Here is a 17,456-nt window from a genome sequence, read left to right as displayed (position 1 = left end):
CGGAGCGGGCCGCGGTGGCGCCGTGCACCGGGCGTCGCTCCGGCGTTCAGGCTTCGCCCTGGGGTTCAGGCGTCGCCCTGGCGTTCAGGCGTCCCCCAGCTTGCGGAAGTCCCAGGAGACCACCTTCTCGGGCCGCAGCCGCACCCACGCGTGCCGGCCGTCGTGCGGGATCGTGTCCAGGCCGAAGTTCTTGCGGGCGAACAGCGTCTCCACCGCGTCCAGTTCGGCGCACAGCTCCCCGGTCCGCGGCACCTCGCCGACGAACTCCACGGTGCCGGACAGTTCGACGCCGCGCAGCTGGCCGTACTCCTCGCCCGTGTCGACCACGATCGCCACCCGGGGGTCGCGGCGCAGGTCGGCCCAGCGCTTGCTGCGCACGACCGAGTACAGCCACAACGCGGTGCCGTCCCACAGGAACCACAGCGCGCTGACGTGCGGGGCGCCCCCGGCGGACACGGTGGCGACCCGGCAGGTGCGCTGCGTGGTGAGGAACGCGTCCACCTCACCGGGCGTCATCATGATCCTGCGGCCCCGGCGCTGACCGACCGTCATCCGGCCCCCCGTCCTTCGTCTGGTGGTGACTCCCCGGCACTCTCGCCGCCCGGGCACGGCGGTGTCCAGACCGGCGCGTCCCCGTGCGGTCCGGCGACCGGGGCGCTCCCGGCCGTCACGCGGCTCAGGCCAGGGTGATCGAGTCCCCGCTGACCTTGATCGGCACCGACGGCAGGGCCTTGGTCGCCGGACCGGACTTCACGCTGCCGTCCGTGATGGAGAAGTTGCTGTTGTGGCAGGGGCAGTGGATGACCCCCTCCTGGACGCTCTTCACGGCACAGCCCTGGTGGGTGCACACCGCGGAGAACGCCTTGAAGTCGCCGGCGGTCGGCTGGGTCACGACGACCTTCTTGTCCCCGAAGACCTTCCCGCCGCCCTCGGGGATGTCGGACGTGGTGGTGAGGGCGGCACCGGCCGCGGCGTCGCCGCCCCCCGTGCCGCCGCTGCTCGCGGACGCCTCGCCGGTGCTGCCGCCCGTGCCGTTCTGCGTGTCCGACGAGTCGTCGCCGGAGCCTCCGCACGCGGTCAGCGCGACGGCGAGGCCGGCCGCTCCGGCAGCCGCCACGACGGTACGACGGGCCGGGCCCGACGCGGGGTTGAGCGATGCGCTGGTCATGCTGACGCTTCCCTTCCGGGGAGGATGACGTGATCGTGATGTGCCAGGAGGTACGGGCCGTGGGCGCCGCGCGTTCAGCGGGCCGCGGCCCGGCCCCGGACGACGTGCAGAGCCTGACCGCTGCGGCATGAGCGGGGCGTAAGCCAGAGCTGTCGCGGAGCTGTCGGCCCGGTCGGGGACGGCCGCGCACCACCAGTAACCTGGGGCGATGCTCAAGGACGTCATCGCGACGCGCTACATCACGCCCCTGCGCGAGGGCGGTTCGCTCCCGGGACTGGTCGAGGCCGACGACTTCGGGACCTACGTCGTGAAGTTCACCGGCGCGGGCCAGGGCCGCAAGACGCTCGTCGCGGAGGTCGTCTGCGGGGAGCTCGCCCGCCGGCTGGGCCTGCGCGTGCCCCGGCTGGTCACCGTCGAGCTGGACCCGCTGCTGGGCCTCGGCGAGCCCGACCAGCAGGTGCAGGACCTGCTGCGGTCCAGCGGCGGCACCAACCTCGGCATGGACTTCCTCTCCGGCGCCCTCGGCTACGACCCGCTCGCCTTCCCCGTGGACGCCGGGGAGGCCGGCCGGACCGTGTGGTTCGACGCGCTGGTCAACAACGTCGACCGGTCCTGGCGCAACCCGAACCTGCTGGTGCACCACGGCGACCTGTGGCTCATCGACCACGGCGCGACGATGATCTGGCAGCACAACTGGCCGTCCGCCGAGACCTCCGCCGCCCGCCCCTACGACGCCTCCGACCATGCCCTGGCGCGCTTCGCACCGGACGTGCGGGGCGCCGCCGCGGACCTCGCACCGCTCGTCACCGAGGACCTGCTCGCCGAGGTCACCGCCGCGGTCCCGGACGTCTGGCTGGCCGACGAGCCCGGCTTCGACCACCCGGACGACCTGCGCCGCAGTTACGCCCGGCCGCTGCTGGCGCGGGCGGCCGTCATCCAGGACCGCATCACGGGGATCGAGGGGGCAGCATGACCGGGAACCACATCAACGTCGCGGGTCACCTGACCGAACGGCACATCACCCGGACCGGGCAGGGCGGCGGCCGGGACGTCTTCGAGTACGCCCTGCTGCGGGTCGTCCCGCGCGTGGAGCGCGGCGAGTGCGTCAACGCGGGCGTGCTGGTCTACTGCCGTGCCCGGGGGTTCCTCGGCGCCCGCGTCCACCTGGACGAGGCGCGGCTGCTGGCCCTGGACCCGGCGGCGGACGCCGGCGGGGTGCGGGCCGCGCTGGGCGCGGTGGAGGCGGTGTGCGGCGGGGGGGACGCGGCGGGACAGGCGGCGGGCGACGACCCCGGGCGCCGGTTCCGCTGGCTGGTCGCCCCGCGCTCGACGATCGTCCAGCCCGGCCCGGTCCACACCGGCCTGACCGCGGACCCGTCGGCGGAAACGGAACGCCTCCTCGACCTGTTGGTGCGCTGACGTCCCTGACGGGGCCGAGCTCGGCGCGCCCAGAGGGGCCCGGCTAGGCCGAGCGCAGAGGCCGAGAGCTTCGCCGAGCGCAGAGGCTGGCCCGGTCGCGACCCGGCACCGGCCCCGTGAATCCGGCCGGCCGGGGACTCGGCCAGGCCCAGCCCTTGAGCTCGGGCAGGCTCGACCCCTTGGGTTCGGCCGGGCTCCGCCCCAGGTCACGGCGGGGCTGTGCCTCCGGGCGCGTTCGGGACGCGGGCCGTCACCCGCGTCGGCGTCGGACCACGAAGCCCGTCGCGACGGCCGCCCCCGCGACGAAGGTCGCGCCGATGGCCACGTCCCAGCCGGTCGGGCCGGTGCTGGAGCCACCGCCCAGGCCGCCCTGCACGCCCCGGGTCGGCACGACCGTCGTGGGCCGGACCGTCGGGGTGGGGGTGACCGTCCGGGTGGGGACGGGCGTGGGGACGGCCGTCGGGGTGGGCTTCGGGCGGTGGGTGGAGGACGTCGTCGCGCCGGTACGCCGGGGCAGCGCCTCGCAGGCGATCCCGTCGTCCGGGCCCTGGTCCTCGTCCAGGCGGTGGCGGTCGGTGCGATCGGCGTCGAAGACCGCCTGGGCGTCCTCCTGGTAGACGAAGTCGTGGCAGTCCAGGTCCTGCGCGTGGGCGGGCGCGGCCGACGGCACGAGCGCGGCGAGGGCGAACAACGTGCCGACGGCACCGGTTCTGCGAAGCACGGGGTGCCTCCTTCCCGGCCCGGGCGGGCCGCCCTTCGACGCTAGGAGCGTCATCCCCTCCGGCGCGCGCAGCGGTAGGCCGATCGGGTGCGCGGACGCCGCGGCGGACCACTCCGGCGGGCGGGTGATCGGTCACACCGCAGGGCGTCCCGTTGACACCGCGTGCCAGGGCTTCTAGCGTCGCCCTGCGGAAGGTACTAAGCGGTCGCTCACCGAGGGGTGTACCGTCGCGGCCGCGGCCCCGGGTGCCGGTGCCACACCTTCCGCAGGTGTTCCCAGGCGTTCTCGACGGCGAGGAGATCCAGAGCATGTCCACCACAGAACAGCGGGTCGCAGTAGTCACCGGCGCGGCGCGCGGCATCGGTGCCGCCACCGCCGTACGGCTGGCCGCCGAGGGGCGCGCGGTCGCGGTGATCGACCTCGACGAGGCGGCCTGCAAGGACACCGTGGAGAAGATCACGGCGGCTGGCGGCAAGGCAGTCGCGGTCGGCGCCGACGTCTCCGACGAGGCGCAGGTCGAGGCGGCCGTCGCCCGGATCGTCGAGGAGCTCGGGGCCCCGACGATCCTGGTCAACAACGCGGGCGTGCTGCGCGACAACCTGCTGTTCAAGATGAGCGCCTCCGACTGGGACACCGTCCTGAACGTGCACCTGCGCGGCTCCTTCCTGATGACCAAGGCGGTGCAGAAGCACATGGTGGACGCCGGCTTCGGCCGGATCGTCAACCTCTCCTCGTCCTCCGCGCTCGGCAACCGCGGCCAGGCCAACTACTCGGCCGCCAAGGCGGGTCTGCAGGGCTTCACCAAGACCCTCGCCATCGAGCTGGGCAAGTTCGGCATCACCGCCAACGCCGTCGCCCCCGGCTTCATCGCCACCGACATGACCGCCGCGACCGCCGAGCGCGTCGGCATGGGCTTCGAGGACTTCAAGAAGGCCGCCGCCACGCAGATCCCGGTGCAGCGCGTCGGTGAGCCCGAGGACATCGCCAACGCCATCGCGTTCTTCACCGGTGAGGCGGCCGGCTTCATCTCCGGCCAGGTGCTGTACGTGGCCGGCGGCCCGCTCAACTGAAGGTGACGGACATGACTGAACTCTCCGGCAAGGTCGCCCTGGTCACGGGCGCCAGCCGCGGCATCGGCTACGGCGTCGCGGAGGCCCTCGTGGCCCGCGGCGACCGGGTCTGCATCACCGGCCGCAACGAGGACGCCCTCAAGGAGGCCGTCGACGCGCTCGGCGCCGACCGGGTCATCGGCGTCGCGGGCAAGGCCCACGACGAGGCGCACCAGGCCGAGGCCGTCGCCCGCGTGATGGAGGCCTTCGGCCGCGTCGACTACCTCGTCAACAACGCCGGTACCAACCCGGTGTTCGGGCCGATCGCCGACCTCGACCTGAACGTGGCGCGCAAGGTGTTCGAGACCAACGTGATCTCGGCGCTCGGCTTCGCGCAGCAGACCTGGCACGCCTGGCAGAAGGACAACGGCGGCGCCATCGTCAACATCGCCTCCGTCGCGGGCATCGCGCCCTCGCCGTTCATCGCCGCCTATGGCGTCAGTAAGGCCGCGCTGATCAACCTCACCCAGCAGCTCGCCCACGAGTTCGCGCCCAAGGTGCGGGTCAACGCGATCGCGCCGGCCGTCGTGAAGACCAAGTTCGCCCAGGCCCTGTACGAGGGCCGCGAGGAGGAGGCCGCCGCGGCCTACCCGCTGGGCCGGCTCGGGGTGCCCTCCGACATCGGCGGCGCCGCGGCCTTCCTGACGTCCGGGCAGTCCGACTGGGTCACCGGTCAGACCCTCGTCGTCGACGGCGGCATCTTCCTCAACGCCGGCGTCGGCTGACCGTCCCGGGACCGCTCGCCGACCGGTCACGAAGGGCTCACGAAGGGCGCCGTTCCCTTGACGGGAACGGCGCCCTCGTCGTGTTCCGCAAGGCCTGCGGAGGCCCGCGGAGGTCTGACAACGTAGTCGGCAACGGGTGGATCAAGACCGCCTTCCGAACCAGGTTCAACCCCCGTGGCACTGCGGTATGGTCGGCCGACCCTTGGTACGGCAGATCGAGGAGCGTGCGCGTGTTCAACCGGAAGCGAAGCCTTCGGCCAGTGGCGGCGATCGCATCCATAGGCATGGTCGCCGGGTGCGGTTACTTCTCCGGCAGCGGCTCCGACGACCAGGGGCCGATCGTCGTCGGCACCACCAGTGCCCCGAGCACGCTGGACCCCGCCGCGTCCTGGGACGGCTCCTGGGAGCTGTTCCGCAACATCTACCAGACCCTGCTGGCCTACCCCAGCGGCGCGACCACGCCCGAGCCCGACGCCGCCAAGAGCTGCGCGTTCACCGACACCACCAACCGCGCCTACCGCTGCGAACTGCGCGCGGGCCTGACCTTCTCCAACGGCGACAAGCTCGACGCGCAGGCCGTGAAGCACTCCTTCGACCGGATCCGCGAGATCAACGCGCCCAGCGGCCCGGCCGGTCTGCTCGGCAGCCTCGACCACGTGCAGGCGCTCGGCGACCGCGAGGTCGTCTTCCGGCTCAACAAGGCCGACGCCACCTTCCCGTTCGTGCTCGCCACGCCCGCCATGTCCCTCGTCGACCCCAAGGGCTACCCCGCCGACGCGCTGCGCAAGGACTCCGGCGTCATCGGCTCCGGGCCGTACAAGCTCCAGGACTACCAGGAGGGCAAGACCGCCCAACTGGTGCGCAACGAGCGGTACAAGGGCTTCGCCGACCGGAGGAACGGCGCGGTCACCATCCGGTACTTCCAGGACTCGGCCCCCATGGTCAAGGCGCTGCGCAGCAAGAAGATCGACGTCACCTACCGCGGTCTCGCCGCCGACGACATCGTCGCCCTCGGGCGCAAGGACGCCGCCAACAAGGGGCTCCAGCTCGTCGAGGGCGCCGGCACCGACATCAACTACCTGGTGTTCAACCCCAAGGACCCGTGGGCCGCCAAGCGCGCCGTGCGCCGGGCGGTCGCCCAGGTCGTCGACCGCACCGCCCTCGCCCACACCATCTACAAGGACACCGTGGAGCCGCTGTACTCCATGGTCCCGCAGGGCCTGACCGGGCACACCACGCCGTACTTCGACACCTTCGGCGACCCCGACCCCGCGAAGGCGAAGCGGATCCTCACCGGCGCGGGCATCGACGAGCCGGTGCCGCTGACCCTCTGGTACACCACCGACCGCTACGGCTCCGAGACCGCCCTGGAGTTCAAGGAGCTCAAGCGCCAGCTCGAGGACTCCGGCCTGTTCACGGTCACCCTCAAGAGCCGCCCGTGGAAGACGTACGTGGTCGGCTACCAGAAGGGCGAGTACCCGGTGTTCGGCCGCGGCTGGTTCCCCGACTTCCCCGACGCCGACAACTTCATCGCCCCCTTCGTCGGCGAGCAGAACGCCCTCGGCACGCCCTACCCGTCCAAGGAGATCACCACCACCCTGCTGCCCCGCTCCCGCCAGGAGAGCGACCGCGGCCAGGTGGTGAAGGACTTCGAGCAGGCCCAGCGGGTCCTCGTCGACGACGCCCGGCTGCTCCCGCTGTGGCAGGGCAAGGCGTACGTGGCCGCCAGCGAGGACATCTCCGGCGGCGAGCGGGCCCTCGACCCCTCGACGATCATGATGATGTGGGAACTGTCCCGCAAGACCAGCTGGTAGCGGACGCGGACGCCCGGTGTCAGTGGTCGCCTGTAGGTTCTGAGGACCGGACGACCGTACGACCGAAGGACGTTGACGTGACCGACACCGCCATGCTGCCCGAGTCCTGGCGCGGGGTGCTGGGCGACGAGCTGCAGCAGCCCTACTTCAAGGAGCTGACGGAGTTCGTCGAGGAGGAGCGGGCGAGGGGGCCGGTCTACCCGCCGCGCGAGGAGGTCTTCGCCGCGCTCGACGCCACGCCCTACGACCGCGTGAAGGTCCTGGTCCTCGGCCAGGACCCGTACCACGGCGAGGGCCAGGGGCACGGGCTGTGCTTCTCCGTGCGGCCCGGGGTGAAGATCCCGCCCTCCCTGCGGAACATCTACAAGGAGATGCACCAGGAGCTGGGCACGCCCGTCCCGGACAACGGCTACCTGATGCCGTGGGCCCACCAGGGTGTCCTGCTGCTCAACGCGGTCCTCACCGTCCGCTCCGGCGAGGCCAACTCGCACAAGGGCAAGGGCTGGGAGAAGTTCACGGACGCGGTGATCCGCGCCGTCGCCGACCGGCCCGACCCGGCCGTCTTCGTCCTGTGGGGCAACTACGCCCAGAAGAAGCTCCCGCTGATCGACGAGACGCGGCACGCGGTCGTCAAGGGCGCGCACCCCTCCCCGCTGTCGGCGAAGAAGTTCTTCGGCTCCCGCCCGTTCACGCAGATCAACGAGGCGGTGGCCCGCCAGGGGCACGAGCCCATCGACTGGACGATCCCCGACCTCGGCTGACCCCGCGGCCACGGCCACGCGGCCGCGCCGGCCCGCTCCCGGCGGTCGGGCACCCTCCGGCCGGTCCCGCGCCGGCCCGCCGCCGCGCCGTCCGGGCCCCCGTCGCGCGCCCGCCGGGTGCCCGCCGTCCGGGCGCGAACGCCGGCGGCTGGGGCTAGCGTCGGGGGCAGCAGCGGTGCGGCAGGCCGACGAGGACGCGGAGGACGCGGTGGCGGAGCGAGGGCAACGGACGGCGCCGGACGGCGTGCCGGCACGGATCGGCCAGGTCGTCATGCTGCACCACGGCGGCGACCGCGAGGAGGCCCGCCGCCGCCTCCTCGACCTGTGGACCGAGCTGGGCGAGCACGGCGACCCGCTCCACCGCTGCACCCTCGCCCACTACCTGGCCGACACCCACGACGATCCCGAGGACGAGCTGGCCTGGGACCTCAGGGCGCTGACGGCCGCCGAGGAGCAGCGGGAGTCGGTCGCGGTGCGCGCCCTGTACCCCTCGCTGCACCTCAGTCTCGCCGCGGACTACGCCAAGCTGGGCCGCTTGGCCGCCGCCCGCACCCATGTGCGCCGGGCCCGGGCCGCGGCGGACGTCCTCGTGGACGACGGCCACGGCGCGGGGGTGCGCGCGGCGATCGGACGCCTGGAGCTGCGGCTCGGCGACGGGGGCCCGGGCGAGGAGCTCGGCATCCCCTCGCGCCGAGGGGGCTGACGCCACGGAGCGGCGACCGCTGAGCGCCTGCGCCTAACGGCCGTACGTCCCCTCGCAGATCACCGCCTGGGGGCTGTCCGCGCGCCAGCCCCCGTACCGCTCGCCCAGCGCGCACACGTCGGTGCCGCGGCGTGCCGCGTCGGACGTGGCCTTCGCGACGCCCCGGGCGTCGGGCACCTCGACGTGGGACCGGCCGGTCCGGTGCGGTGCCGGATGAGCGGGCCGGGGGCGCGGGGCGGGCCGCCCGGCCGAGTCCTCCGCGGCCGCCGTCCGCCGCCCCTCGCCGGACGCCGGGTGGGAGGGGCCGGACGCGTCGACCCTCTCCAGCGCCTCCCGCGCGGGCGCCTGCGCGACCTGGGCCCCGGCCGGGCCTTCCGGCCCCGGCCGTGCGGACGCCGAGGGCGGGGCGCCGGGCGCGGACGGGTGGTCCTGCACGGTCACGCACCCGGTGAGGGCCGTCAGGGCCGTCGCGACCAGGAGCGTTGCGGTAGTCGTCGTTCGCTGCACCCGCGCCACTCTGGTGCCTGCGGTGTCCCGGACGACAGCGGACGGGCGCAGGTTGCTCCGCACGGGTGACCGCCCGCCCGCCCCGCCGGACGGGGCTCAGTCGCCGGTCGTGCCGTCGACGCGTTCGCGCAGGAGGTCGGCGTGGCCGTTGTGGCGGGCGTACTCCTCGATGATGTGGGTGTAGATCCACCGCAGGGAGAACGGCTCGCCGGTGGAGCGGCCCTTGCCGACGGAGAGGTCGTCCAGCGCGTGCCGGGCGGCGTTGCGCCGGGCCTCCTCGATCTCCGCCTGCCAGGTGCCGTGGGCCTCGTCCCAGGTGTCCTGCTCGCCGGTGTGGAAGTCGCCGTCGGGGTCGGCCTCGTCGTAGTAGATCGGGTCGGGGGCGTCGCCCACCAGGACCCTGCGGAACCAATGGCGCTCGACCTCCGCCATGTGCCGCACCAGCCCCAGCAGGGACAGCTCGGACGGTGGTACGGCGGCGGTCCTGAGCTGGGCGTCGGTCAGGCCCTCGCACTTCACGGCGAGGGTCTGGCGGTGGTAGTCCAGCCAGCCCTCCAGCATGGCGCGCTCGTCGGCGTTCTGGGCGGGCTGGGTGCGTTGCGTCGTCGTGGTCATGGGGGCATCGTGTCGCGTCGGCGGGTGGGTCCACCACGCCTTTTCCTCCCGGGGGACGGGCGGCCCGGCACCGTATGCTGCCGTGCAGGCATGCGAACACGCATCCGCACACAGCAGGGAAGGGGCTCCCGTGAAGGTCGGCTGCATCGGACTCGGTGACATCGCGCAGAAGGCGTACCTGCCGGTCCTCGGCGTGCAGCCCGGCGTGGAACTGCACCTGCAGACCCGCACCCCGGCCACCCTCGACCGGGTCGCCGACTCCCTCCACCTGCCCCCGGCGCAGCGCCACCGCGACCTGGACGGGCTGCTCGACGCCGGCCTGGACGCGGCCTTCGTGCACGCGCCGACCGGCGCCCACCCGGAGATCGTCGCCCGGCTGCTGGAGGCGGGCGTCCCGACGTACGTGGACAAGCCCCTGGCCTACCACCTCGCCGACTCCCAGCGGCTGGTGGAGCTCGCCGAGGCGCGCGGCACCTCTCTCGCCGTCGGCTTCAACCGGCGGCACGCGCCCGGGTACGCGCAGTGCGCCGACCACCCGCGCGAGCTGATCCTGCTCCAGAAGAACCGGGTCGGGCTGCCCGAGGAGCCCCGCACGATGGTCCTCGACGACTTCATCCACGTCGTCGACACCCTGCGCTTCCTGGTGCCCGGCCCGGTCGACGACGTGACCGTGCGGGCGCGGGTCGAGGACGGGCTGCTGCACCACGTCGTGCTCCAGCTCGCCGGGGACGGCTTCACCGCGCTCGGCGTGATGAACCGGCTCAGCGGCTCCAACGAGGAGGTCCTGGAGGTGTCGGGGCAGGACACCAAGCGCCAGGTCGTCAACCTCGCCGAGGTGATCGACCACAAGGGGCAGCCCACGGTGCGCCGGCGCGGTGACTGGGTGCCGGTGGCCCGCCAGCGCGGCATCGAGCAGGCCGCGCTCGCCTTCCTGGACGCCGTGCGCGCCGGGACGACGCTCAGCGCCCGGGACGCGCTGGCGACTCACGAACTGTGCGAGCGGGTGGTGCGAGCGGTCCAGGAGCGCTCCGGCGCGGCCTGAGCGCCCGGGCCCCCTCCGTGAGGCCCAGCGCGACCAGCACCAGCAGGCTCACGTGCACGGGCCAGTCGCCGAACCGCACGTACGGCGTGACGCCGTGCGCGAGCGGCACCTCGAACACCGCCGTGCTGCTCGCGTCCGTGCCCACCCAGGACCCGAGCCGCCGGCCGCTCGCGTCGTACACCGCGGAGACGCCCGTCAGGGTCGCGTGCACGAACGGGCGGCCCGTCTCGGCGGCGCGCAGCGCGCCCAGCGAGGCGTGCTGCGCGGGCGCCCAGCTGTGCTGGAACGACGACGTCGACGACTGGGCGACCAGCACGTCGGCGCCGTCGTCGGCGAGGTGGCGGCTCATGTCGGGGAACGCCGTCTCGAAGCACACCATCGGGCCGATCCGCAGCCCGGGCCCGGCGTGCATCACCACCTGCTCGGTGCCGCGCCGGCGGTCCTCACCGGCCGCCTTGCCGACCGAGGTGGCCCAGCCGAGCAGGGAGCGGGCCGGTATGTACTCGCCGAACGGCACCAGGCGCATCTTGTCGTACCGGTCGCCGGTCGGTCCCTGTGGTCCGACGAGGACCGAGCTCTTGTAGATGCCGGGTCGGTCCGAGCGGCGGGCGTCCACGTTGACCAGGATGTCCGCGCCGGTCGTGCGGGACAGGGCGGCGAGCCGGCCGGCCAGGTCGGGGCGGGCCGCCAGGTCGTAGCCGACGCTGCTCTCGCCCCAGACGACCAGGTCGACGTCCTGGCCGGCCAGGCGGCGGGTGAGCTGCTCCTCCCGGTCGAAGCGGCGGTCGACGCCGTCGATCACACCGGGCTGCACGACGGCGATCCGGGTGCTCCCGTCACTGCCCGGGCGCGGTGCCCACACCCAGGCCGCCGAGGTCGCGGCCGCGGTGGCGACCAGGCCGGCGACGGCGGGCGCCCGGGAGGACGGCACGGCGACGAGCACCGCGGCGGCGACGTTCACGGCGACGACCAGGAAGCTCAGCAGCCACACCCCGCCGATCGAGGCGAGCCGCAGGGCGGGCGCCACCTGCCACTGGGTGGAGCCGAGCATGCCCCACGGCCCGCCCAGGCCCTGCCAGGAGCGGACCAGCTCCACCGCCAGCCACGCCGACGGCAGCACCAGCAGCGCCACCACGACCCGCCCCCGCGACGCCCCCGCCCCCGCGGCCAGGTACCGGCGCGCCAGCCAGGCCCAGGGTGCCCACAGCACACCGAGCAGGGCGGCGATGACCAGGGTGAACACGTTCAGGCTCGGCAGCAGCCAGTGGTGCAGGGCCAGCATGAAGCCGAAGCCGCCGCTCCAGCCGTCGTACAGGGCACGGCGCCCGGTCGGCGCGGACCGGGCGAGCAGCAGCCAGGGGACCAGCGCGACGTAGGCCCACCACCACAGGGCGGGGGCCGGGTAGGCCAGCACGGGCAGGGCGCCGGCGAGGGCGGCGAGGGCCGAGCGGCGCCAGGGGGAGGCGGGCCGGCGGTCGAGCGTCTTCATGGGCGGCTCCCTACCCCGTTGTGCCTCCAGTGTGCGTGCTGCGGACGATCTCCGACAGGGTGCGCCGGGTCGGCCGGGGCGCGGCGGGGGCGGGGGTGTCCCGTGCGGGCGGGCGGTGGCACGCACCACCGCCGCGCGCGGCTCAGCCCGTACGGTCCGGCAGGCGGCGCCACTTCTCCTGCACGACGAGTTCCCGCACGCGCCAGCCGGCGTCGGTGCGCAGCAGGGCGAAGGCGTACCGTCCGCCGCACACGACGTCGGGCGCCGGGACGTCTTCCTCCGCCCCGCCGTCCGCCGCGCGGCCCAGCGGGCTGAGGTAGTCGGCCAGGACGCGCGCGGTGTCGCCGGTGTCCTGGTCCAGGACACCGAACCGCACCCGGCGGTTGACGATCAGGTGCTGGTGCACTGCGAACGGCCGCATGCTGTCGGCGAGCCAGTCGGCGACGTCCCGGGCGGCGCCCTCGATGCCGCCCGCGGAGCGGTAGTCGGCGCGTCCGTCGGGGGTGAACAGGTTCCGGTACGCCGGCCAGTCGCCGTCGTCCACCGCCACGGCGTAGTCGGTGATCAGTTCGTCGACGGCCAGCCGGTCCATCACGGCGGCGAGTTCCACACGCTGCGTCATGCGCCGAGTGTTGGGCATGGGGACGGCACAGCCAAGAGGCGTGCGCCGGGCGCGCTACATCACTACTCCTGCGCGGTGAGGCGCAGTTGCGTCCCGTCCCGCAGGTCGCCGCGGAGTTTCTCGAAAGCGGTGGGGGAGGGGCGGCGGGGGAGGAAGTCCTTGATGCGGTGGGCGACGGCGGTGGCGTCCTCGCGGGCGGTGTCGCACTCCAGGTCGTAGACGCCGTGGGCGTGGACCTGGGGGAGCTGGCGGGCGGCCAGGCCCGTGGGGCGGTCGCCGCGCGCCCGCTCGCGGCGTTCGAGCTCCGCGCGCGGGCAGTGCACGCCGACGAACACGACGTCGCGGGGGTCGAACAGGGCCAGGCAGTCGCGCAGTCGCCACTCGGCGCTCAGGACGTGGTCGACGACGACGTCGTTGCCGGCGGCCGCCATCCCGGCGACGGCCCGGTGGAAGCCCTGCCAGGTGCGGTGGAGGACGTCGTCCAGCCGCTCGGCGGGGACCGGCGCGCGCGAGCGCATGGCGTGGAACGCGTCGACCGCCATGTGGAAGCAGGGTTCGTCGAGCACACGGGTCAGTTCGGCCGCGATCGTGGACTTGCCGGAGCTGGACGTGCCGTTCAGGAAGATGATCGTCCCGCGGCGGGCCGGGACGGAGCTGAGGTGCCGCATGCGTGCCTGTGCGCTCCGCTCGAAAGGGCCCCCCGGGGAGGCGTTCAGGCCGCCTTGACGACGGCGCCGCGGATGGCCGCGGCCCACTCGACCACCAGCAGTTCGTACTCGGCGCGCTCCGTGGCGGACAGGGAGCCGCCCGCACGCAGCCAGAGGGCCCTGATCCGCTCGTTCAACTCGGCGGCGGACCGCACGGAACCAGGGTCGGCAGAATCGGGGAACATGCGGACCAGCGTAGGGCCAAGAGCTGACAGTGCGCTACCGGACGGCTACGCAGACCGTATGGGGTCGGTCACGGCCGGGCCCGTGGTGACCGTCGGTGCCGGTCCTGACGCTCCGCAGTGCCCGCAGGTCAGCCCGCCGACTCGGCCGCGTGGGGGCTCAGCACGCCCGTCGCCACCAGCGCGATGATCACGATGCCCAGGGCGACGCGGTACCAGACGAACGGCATGAAGGACTTGGTGCTGATGTACTTCATGAACCACGCGATGACGGCGTACCCGGACGCGAAGGCGATCACCGTCGCCAGCAGCGTCGGGCCCCACGCCACGTGGCCGCTCTCCATCGCGTCCTTCAACTCGAAGACGCCGGAGGCCAGTACCGCCGGGATCGCGAGCAGGAACGAGTAACGGGCGGCCGCTTCGCGCCGGTAGCCCATGAACAGGCCGCCGCTGATGGTCGCGCCGGAGCGGGAGACGCCCGGGATCAGCGCGCAGGCCTGGCACAGCCCGTAGATCAGGCCGTCCTTGATGCCCAGGTGCTCCAGCGTCTTGCGCTGCTTGGGCGCGCGGTGCCGGCCGCCCTTCTCGTCACGGGCCGCCAGCCGGTCGGCGATGCCGATGACGATGCCGACGACGACCAGCATGGTGGCCGTCACCCGCAGGTCGCGGAACGGGCCCTCGATCTGGTCCTTGAGCGTCACGCCGAGCACGCCGATCGGGATGGAGCCGACGATCACCAGCCAGCCCATCTTGGCGTCGTGGTCCTCACGCTTGCCCTTGTCGACCAGGGAGCGGCTCCACGCGGCGATGATCCGCCCGATGTCCTTGCGGAAGTAGATCAGCACCGCCGCCTCCGTGCCGATCTGCGTGATCGCCGTGAACGCGGCCCCCGGGTCGTGCCAGCCGGAGAACGCCGCGGTCAGCCGCAGGTGCGCGCTGGAGGAGACGGGGAGGAACTCGGTCAGCCCCTGGACGAGTCCGAGGACGAGGGATTCAAACCAAGACATGGAGTTAAGGAGTCCAAGTGCCGATCGGGACAGGGGCGACGGACACGACGGCCGCCCGCGGCGGTGATCACGTGTGTCGGGGGCAGCCTAGCGCCCCGGTGTGACAAGCCCGCCACAGGGGTTTGGCGGAAGCCTTGGCGGGTCCTTGGGCGGTGCTTGGAGCTGCTTTGGGTGTCCCTTGACCCGGGGAGTCCGCCGGCGTCCCGCTCCATGACACCCGTGCGCGCCCGCTCAGGCCGCCGTCGGGCCCTTGACCGTCCAGCCCGGAGCCTGGGGGTGGGCGGTCAGGTCCTCGTGGTGGACCTCCGTCCCGCACGCCGCGCAGGTGACCACGGGGAGCAGCTCGTTGCCGCAGGAGTGCTCGATCACCATCGGGCGGCCGTCTCCGCCGCGCAGGTGGCGGTCGCCCCACGCCATCAGGCTCATCAGGACCGGTTCCAGGTCCAGCCCCGCCCGGGTGGCCCGGTACTCGAAGCGCTGCGGCCGCTCCTGGTAGGCCCGCTTGGTGAGCAGACCGGCGTCGACCAGGCGCCGCAGCCGGGTGGCCAGGACGTCGCGCGGGGCGCCGATGTTGCGCACCAGCTGGTCGAACCGGCCGTTGCCCAGGCAGACCTCGCGCAGCACGAGCAGGGAGTACTTCTCGCCGACGACGGCGAGGGCGTCGGCGATCGAGCAGGGGCGCGGGTCCTTCGTGGCGGCCATGCCGTCCAGTCTAGGCGAGGGTTTGTTTTTCCAACCCACAGGTCTATGGTGGGTCCAGATTTCCTACTCACTGGTAATCGCCCTGGCGGCCAAGGAGGCCCGCACATGCGTGACGCAGTCATCGTCGAAGCCGTACGCACCCCTCTCGGCAAGGGCAAGCCGAACGGCTCCCTCGCGCACGTCCACCCCGTCGAGCTCCTCGCCCACACCCTGCGCACCCTCGTCGAGCGCTCCGGCGTCGACCCGGCGCTCGTCGACGACGTCATCGGCGGCACCGTCGACCAGGTCGGCGAGCAGGCGATGAACACCACCCGCTACGCCGCCCTGTCCGCCGGCTTCCCCGAGTCGGTGCCCGCGACCACCGTGGACCGCCAGTGCGGCTCCTCCCAGCAGGCCGTGCACTTCGCCGCCCAGGGCGTCCTGGCCGGCGCCTACGACCTGGTCGTCGCCTGCGGGGTGGAGTCGATGAGCCGCGTGCCCATGTGGTCCAACGTGCCGCCCGGCAAGGACCCCTTCGGTCCCGGCGTCGCCGCGCGCTACCCGGAGGGGCTGGTCCCGCAGGGCATCAGCGCCGAGCTGATCGCCGCCAAGTGGTCGCTGGGCCGCGACCGGTTGGACGACTTCGCCGTCTCCTCCCACCACCGGGCCGACGCCGCCTGGCGGCAGGGCCTGTTCGACGCCGAGGTCGCGCCCCTGGACGGCGTCTCACGCGACGAGTGCGTCCGCCCGGACAGCACCCCCGAGGTCCTTGCCGGCCTCCGGCCCGCCTACCACGACCCGGTCTTCGCCGAGCGCTTCCCGCAGATCGAGTGGAACATCACCGCCGGCAACGCCAGCCCGGTCAACGACGGTGCCTCCGCCGTGCTCATCACCTCGAGCGAGACCGCCGCCCGCCTCGGGCTGCGCCCGCTGGCCCGGCTGCACAGCTTCGCCGTCACCGGCTCCGACCCGCTTCTGATGCTCACGGGTGTCGTGCCGGCCACCGAGAAGGTGCTGCGCCGGGCCGGGCTGCGCCTGGACGACATCGACCTGTTCGAGGTCAACGAGGCGTTCTCCAGCGTCGTGCTGGCCTGGCAGCAGGAGACCGGCGCGGACCTCGCCAAGGTCAACGTGCACGGCGGCGCCATCGCCCTCGGCCACCCGCTCGGCGCGAGCGGGACGCGGCTGACGACGACCCTGGTCCACGCCCTGCGCCGGCGCGGCGCGCGCTACGGCCTGCAGACCATGTGCGAGGCGGGCGGCCTGGCCAACGCGATGATCCTGGAGACGGTCTGACCCCGCGTCGGGTGGTGCTCCGGTCACGGTCCGGGCATCGCGCCCGCCCGCCCGAGCCCTACCGCGCGCGCAGGTGGTGGCGCTTGCGCCAGGCCAGCACCGTGCCCGCGAGCGCCGGCAGGGCGATGGCGGCCACCGCGATCAGAAAGACCGGCGAGGTCGGCGACGCGGCCCGGGCGCCGGCGACGACGTACGCGGCCGTGTTGGGCAGCGAGCCCAGCGCGGTCGCGAGCAGGAACGCCGGCCAGCGCATCCGGGAGACGGCGGCGCAGTAGTTCGCGGCCCAGAACGGCACGCCCGGGAACAGCCGTGCCGCCAGCATCGAGCGGAAGCCGTGCCGGCTGAGCTGGCCGTCGGCCGCCTTCAGCCAGCGCCCCCGCAGCAGCGGACGCAGCGCGTCCTGCCCCAGGAGGCGGCCGAGCCCGAAGGCGGCGCCGGCGCCCAGCACCGTGCCGGCCAGCGCCGCGGCCAGCCCGAACTGCGAGCCGAACAGCGCGCCCGCCGCCAGGTTCAGCAGCGGCCGTGGCACGAACGCCACGGTGCACAGGCCGTACGCCACGGCGAACGCCAGGGTCGCGGCGGCCCCGCCCAGCTGGGGTGGCCAGCCGTCGGCGAGCAGCCGCTGTGGCTGGAACAGCAGCACGCAGGACGCGGCGCCCGCGAGCAGCGCGACCAGCAGGGCGAAGCGCGACCAGGGGGACAGCAGCACGCGCGTGCAGCGTGCGGCGAGACCTCTCCGGGCTCGCGCGGGACGGACGGTGGCCGGGGGGACGACGGCCGCCGACGGGACGGTGAGCTCCGTGGCCAGGGCTTGGGGAAGGGCCGTGGCGGTCATGGTGCCCCCAGAGCGGGTGGTGGCATCGAGCATCCGGCGACCCTAACCGACGG

Annotated in this window: 21 protein-coding genes; 9 read left to right on the top strand and 12 right to left on the bottom strand. The window is 73.6% G+C overall.

Features of this window, described 5'->3' with window-relative positions; all coding sequences use genetic code 11:
• Positions 1–84: 84 nt before the first annotated feature.
• Together E4U91_RS05625 and E4U91_RS05620 are read right to left on the bottom strand one after the other, a co-directional pair.
• Positions 85–552 (bottom strand): pyridoxamine 5'-phosphate oxidase family protein, encoded by a 468-nt coding sequence (locus E4U91_RS05625; protein ID WP_137305743.1) that lies wholly within the window; start codon positions 550–552, stop codon positions 85–87.
• A 124-nt stretch (positions 553–676) separates the two neighbouring features.
• Entirely contained in the window at positions 677–1,168 is a 492-nt protein-coding gene (locus tag E4U91_RS05620; protein ID WP_137305741.1) for a Rieske (2Fe-2S) protein, read from the bottom strand.
• A 208-nt stretch (positions 1,169–1,376) separates the two neighbouring features.
• Between E4U91_RS05620 and E4U91_RS05615 the strand changes: the two genes are divergently transcribed.
• Together E4U91_RS05615 and E4U91_RS05610 are read left to right on the top strand one after the other, a co-directional pair.
• Positions 1,377–2,141, top strand: a complete 765-nt coding sequence (locus E4U91_RS05615) for a HipA family kinase (RefSeq protein WP_137305739.1) — start codon at positions 1,377–1,379, stop codon at positions 2,139–2,141.
• Positions 2,138–2,587, top strand: coding sequence for a DUF3037 domain-containing protein (locus E4U91_RS05610; protein WP_137305737.1), 450 nt, complete (start codon positions 2,138–2,140; stop codon positions 2,585–2,587). The genes E4U91_RS05615 and E4U91_RS05610 overlap by 4 nt, the downstream gene beginning before the upstream one ends.
• A gap of 250 nt (positions 2,588–2,837) precedes the next feature.
• On the opposite strand, the gene E4U91_RS05605 is transcribed toward E4U91_RS05610, so the two are convergent.
• The gene (locus E4U91_RS05605) at positions 2,838–3,308 is read right to left on the bottom strand and encodes an excalibur calcium-binding protein (RefSeq protein ID WP_137305735.1); all 471 of its coding nucleotides are present in this window, start codon (positions 3,306–3,308) and stop codon (positions 2,838–2,840) included.
• Positions 3,309–3,616: 308 nt separating this feature from the next.
• On the opposite strand from E4U91_RS05605, the gene fabG reads away from it, so the two are divergent.
• The 5 genes from fabG (at position 3,617) to E4U91_RS05580 (ending at position 8,420) form a co-directional block, all read left to right on the top strand.
• Positions 3,617–4,378, top strand: coding sequence for a 3-oxoacyl-ACP reductase FabG (gene fabG, locus E4U91_RS05600; RefSeq protein ID WP_137305733.1), 762 nt, complete (start codon positions 3,617–3,619; stop codon positions 4,376–4,378).
• Positions 4,379–4,389: 11 nt separating this feature from the next.
• Positions 4,390–5,142, top strand: a complete 753-nt coding sequence (locus E4U91_RS05595; RefSeq protein WP_174867755.1) for an SDR family oxidoreductase — start codon at positions 4,390–4,392, stop codon at positions 5,140–5,142.
• Between the two features lie 230 nt (positions 5,143–5,372).
• A complete protein-coding gene (locus E4U91_RS05590) occupies positions 5,373–6,956 on the top strand; it encodes an ABC transporter substrate-binding protein (protein WP_137305729.1) in 1,584 nt (527 codons plus the stop codon).
• 77 nt (positions 6,957–7,033) lie between these two features.
• Entirely contained in the window at positions 7,034–7,717 is a 684-nt protein-coding gene (gene ung / locus E4U91_RS05585; RefSeq protein WP_137305727.1) for a uracil-DNA glycosylase, read from the top strand.
• A gap of 208 nt (positions 7,718–7,925) precedes the next feature.
• Complete coding sequence (locus E4U91_RS05580; protein WP_137310679.1) at positions 7,926–8,420, top strand: hypothetical protein; 495 nt, start codon at positions 7,926–7,928, stop codon at positions 8,418–8,420.
• Positions 8,421–8,453: 33 nt separating this feature from the next.
• Here the strand turns inward: E4U91_RS05580 and E4U91_RS05575 are convergent, their stop codons facing one another.
• Together E4U91_RS05575 and E4U91_RS05570 are read right to left on the bottom strand one after the other, a co-directional pair.
• Positions 8,454–8,927: a hypothetical protein gene (locus E4U91_RS05575; protein WP_338326662.1), complete on the bottom strand. Its 474-nt coding sequence runs from the start codon at positions 8,925–8,927 to the stop codon at positions 8,454–8,456.
• A 96-nt stretch (positions 8,928–9,023) separates the two neighbouring features.
• A complete protein-coding gene (locus E4U91_RS05570; protein ID WP_137305725.1) occupies positions 9,024–9,542 on the bottom strand; it encodes a DinB family protein in 519 nt (172 codons plus the stop codon).
• A 130-nt stretch (positions 9,543–9,672) separates the two neighbouring features.
• On the opposite strand from E4U91_RS05570, the gene E4U91_RS05565 reads away from it, so the two are divergent.
• Positions 9,673–10,584, top strand: coding sequence for a Gfo/Idh/MocA family protein (locus tag E4U91_RS05565; RefSeq protein WP_137305723.1), 912 nt, complete (start codon positions 9,673–9,675; stop codon positions 10,582–10,584).
• Here the strand turns inward: E4U91_RS05565 and lnt are convergent.
• The 6 genes from lnt to E4U91_RS05535 all read right to left on the bottom strand — a co-directional run bounded on the left by lnt (position 10,502) and on the right by E4U91_RS05535 (position 15,293).
• Positions 10,502–12,073, bottom strand: coding sequence for an apolipoprotein N-acyltransferase (gene lnt / locus E4U91_RS05560; protein ID WP_137305721.1), 1,572 nt, complete (start codon positions 12,071–12,073; stop codon positions 10,502–10,504). The genes E4U91_RS05565 and lnt overlap by 83 nt on opposite strands.
• 142 nt (positions 12,074–12,215) lie before the next feature.
• Entirely contained in the window at positions 12,216–12,695 is a 480-nt protein-coding gene (locus E4U91_RS05555) for a nuclear transport factor 2 family protein (protein ID WP_137305719.1), read from the bottom strand.
• Positions 12,696–12,757: 62 nt separating this feature from the next.
• Positions 12,758–13,363: a chloramphenicol phosphotransferase CPT family protein gene (locus tag E4U91_RS05550; protein ID WP_137305717.1), complete on the bottom strand. Its 606-nt coding sequence runs from the start codon at positions 13,361–13,363 to the stop codon at positions 12,758–12,760.
• Between the two features lie 44 nt (positions 13,364–13,407).
• Positions 13,408–13,587 (bottom strand): hypothetical protein, encoded by a 180-nt coding sequence (locus E4U91_RS05545; protein WP_137305715.1) that lies wholly within the window; start codon positions 13,585–13,587, stop codon positions 13,408–13,410.
• Between the two features lie 128 nt (positions 13,588–13,715).
• Positions 13,716–14,591: an undecaprenyl-diphosphate phosphatase gene (locus E4U91_RS05540; RefSeq protein WP_137305713.1), complete on the bottom strand. Its 876-nt coding sequence runs from the start codon at positions 14,589–14,591 to the stop codon at positions 13,716–13,718.
• A 231-nt stretch (positions 14,592–14,822) separates the two neighbouring features.
• Positions 14,823–15,293, bottom strand: coding sequence for a winged helix-turn-helix transcriptional regulator (locus E4U91_RS05535; protein ID WP_137305711.1), 471 nt, complete (start codon positions 15,291–15,293; stop codon positions 14,823–14,825).
• A gap of 105 nt (positions 15,294–15,398) precedes the next feature.
• Here E4U91_RS05535 and E4U91_RS05530 point away from each other — a divergent pair, with 105 nt between their 5' ends.
• Complete coding sequence (locus E4U91_RS05530; RefSeq protein ID WP_137305709.1) at positions 15,399–16,568, top strand: thiolase family protein; 1,170 nt, start codon at positions 15,399–15,401, stop codon at positions 16,566–16,568.
• A 58-nt stretch (positions 16,569–16,626) separates the two neighbouring features.
• Here E4U91_RS05530 and E4U91_RS05525 read toward each other — a convergent pair whose 3' ends face one another.
• Positions 16,627–17,436 (bottom strand): TVP38/TMEM64 family protein, encoded by an 810-nt coding sequence (locus E4U91_RS05525; RefSeq protein ID WP_137305707.1) that lies wholly within the window; start codon positions 17,434–17,436, stop codon positions 16,627–16,629.
• Positions 17,437–17,456 lie beyond the last annotated feature (20 nt).

The sequence above is a fragment of the Streptomyces lasalocidi genome (assembly GCF_005280215.1).
GTDB classification, from domain to species: domain Bacteria; phylum Actinomycetota; class Actinomycetes; order Streptomycetales; family Streptomycetaceae; genus Streptomyces; species Streptomyces longwoodensis.
This window is presented reverse-complemented; position numbering and strand designations above follow the sequence as displayed.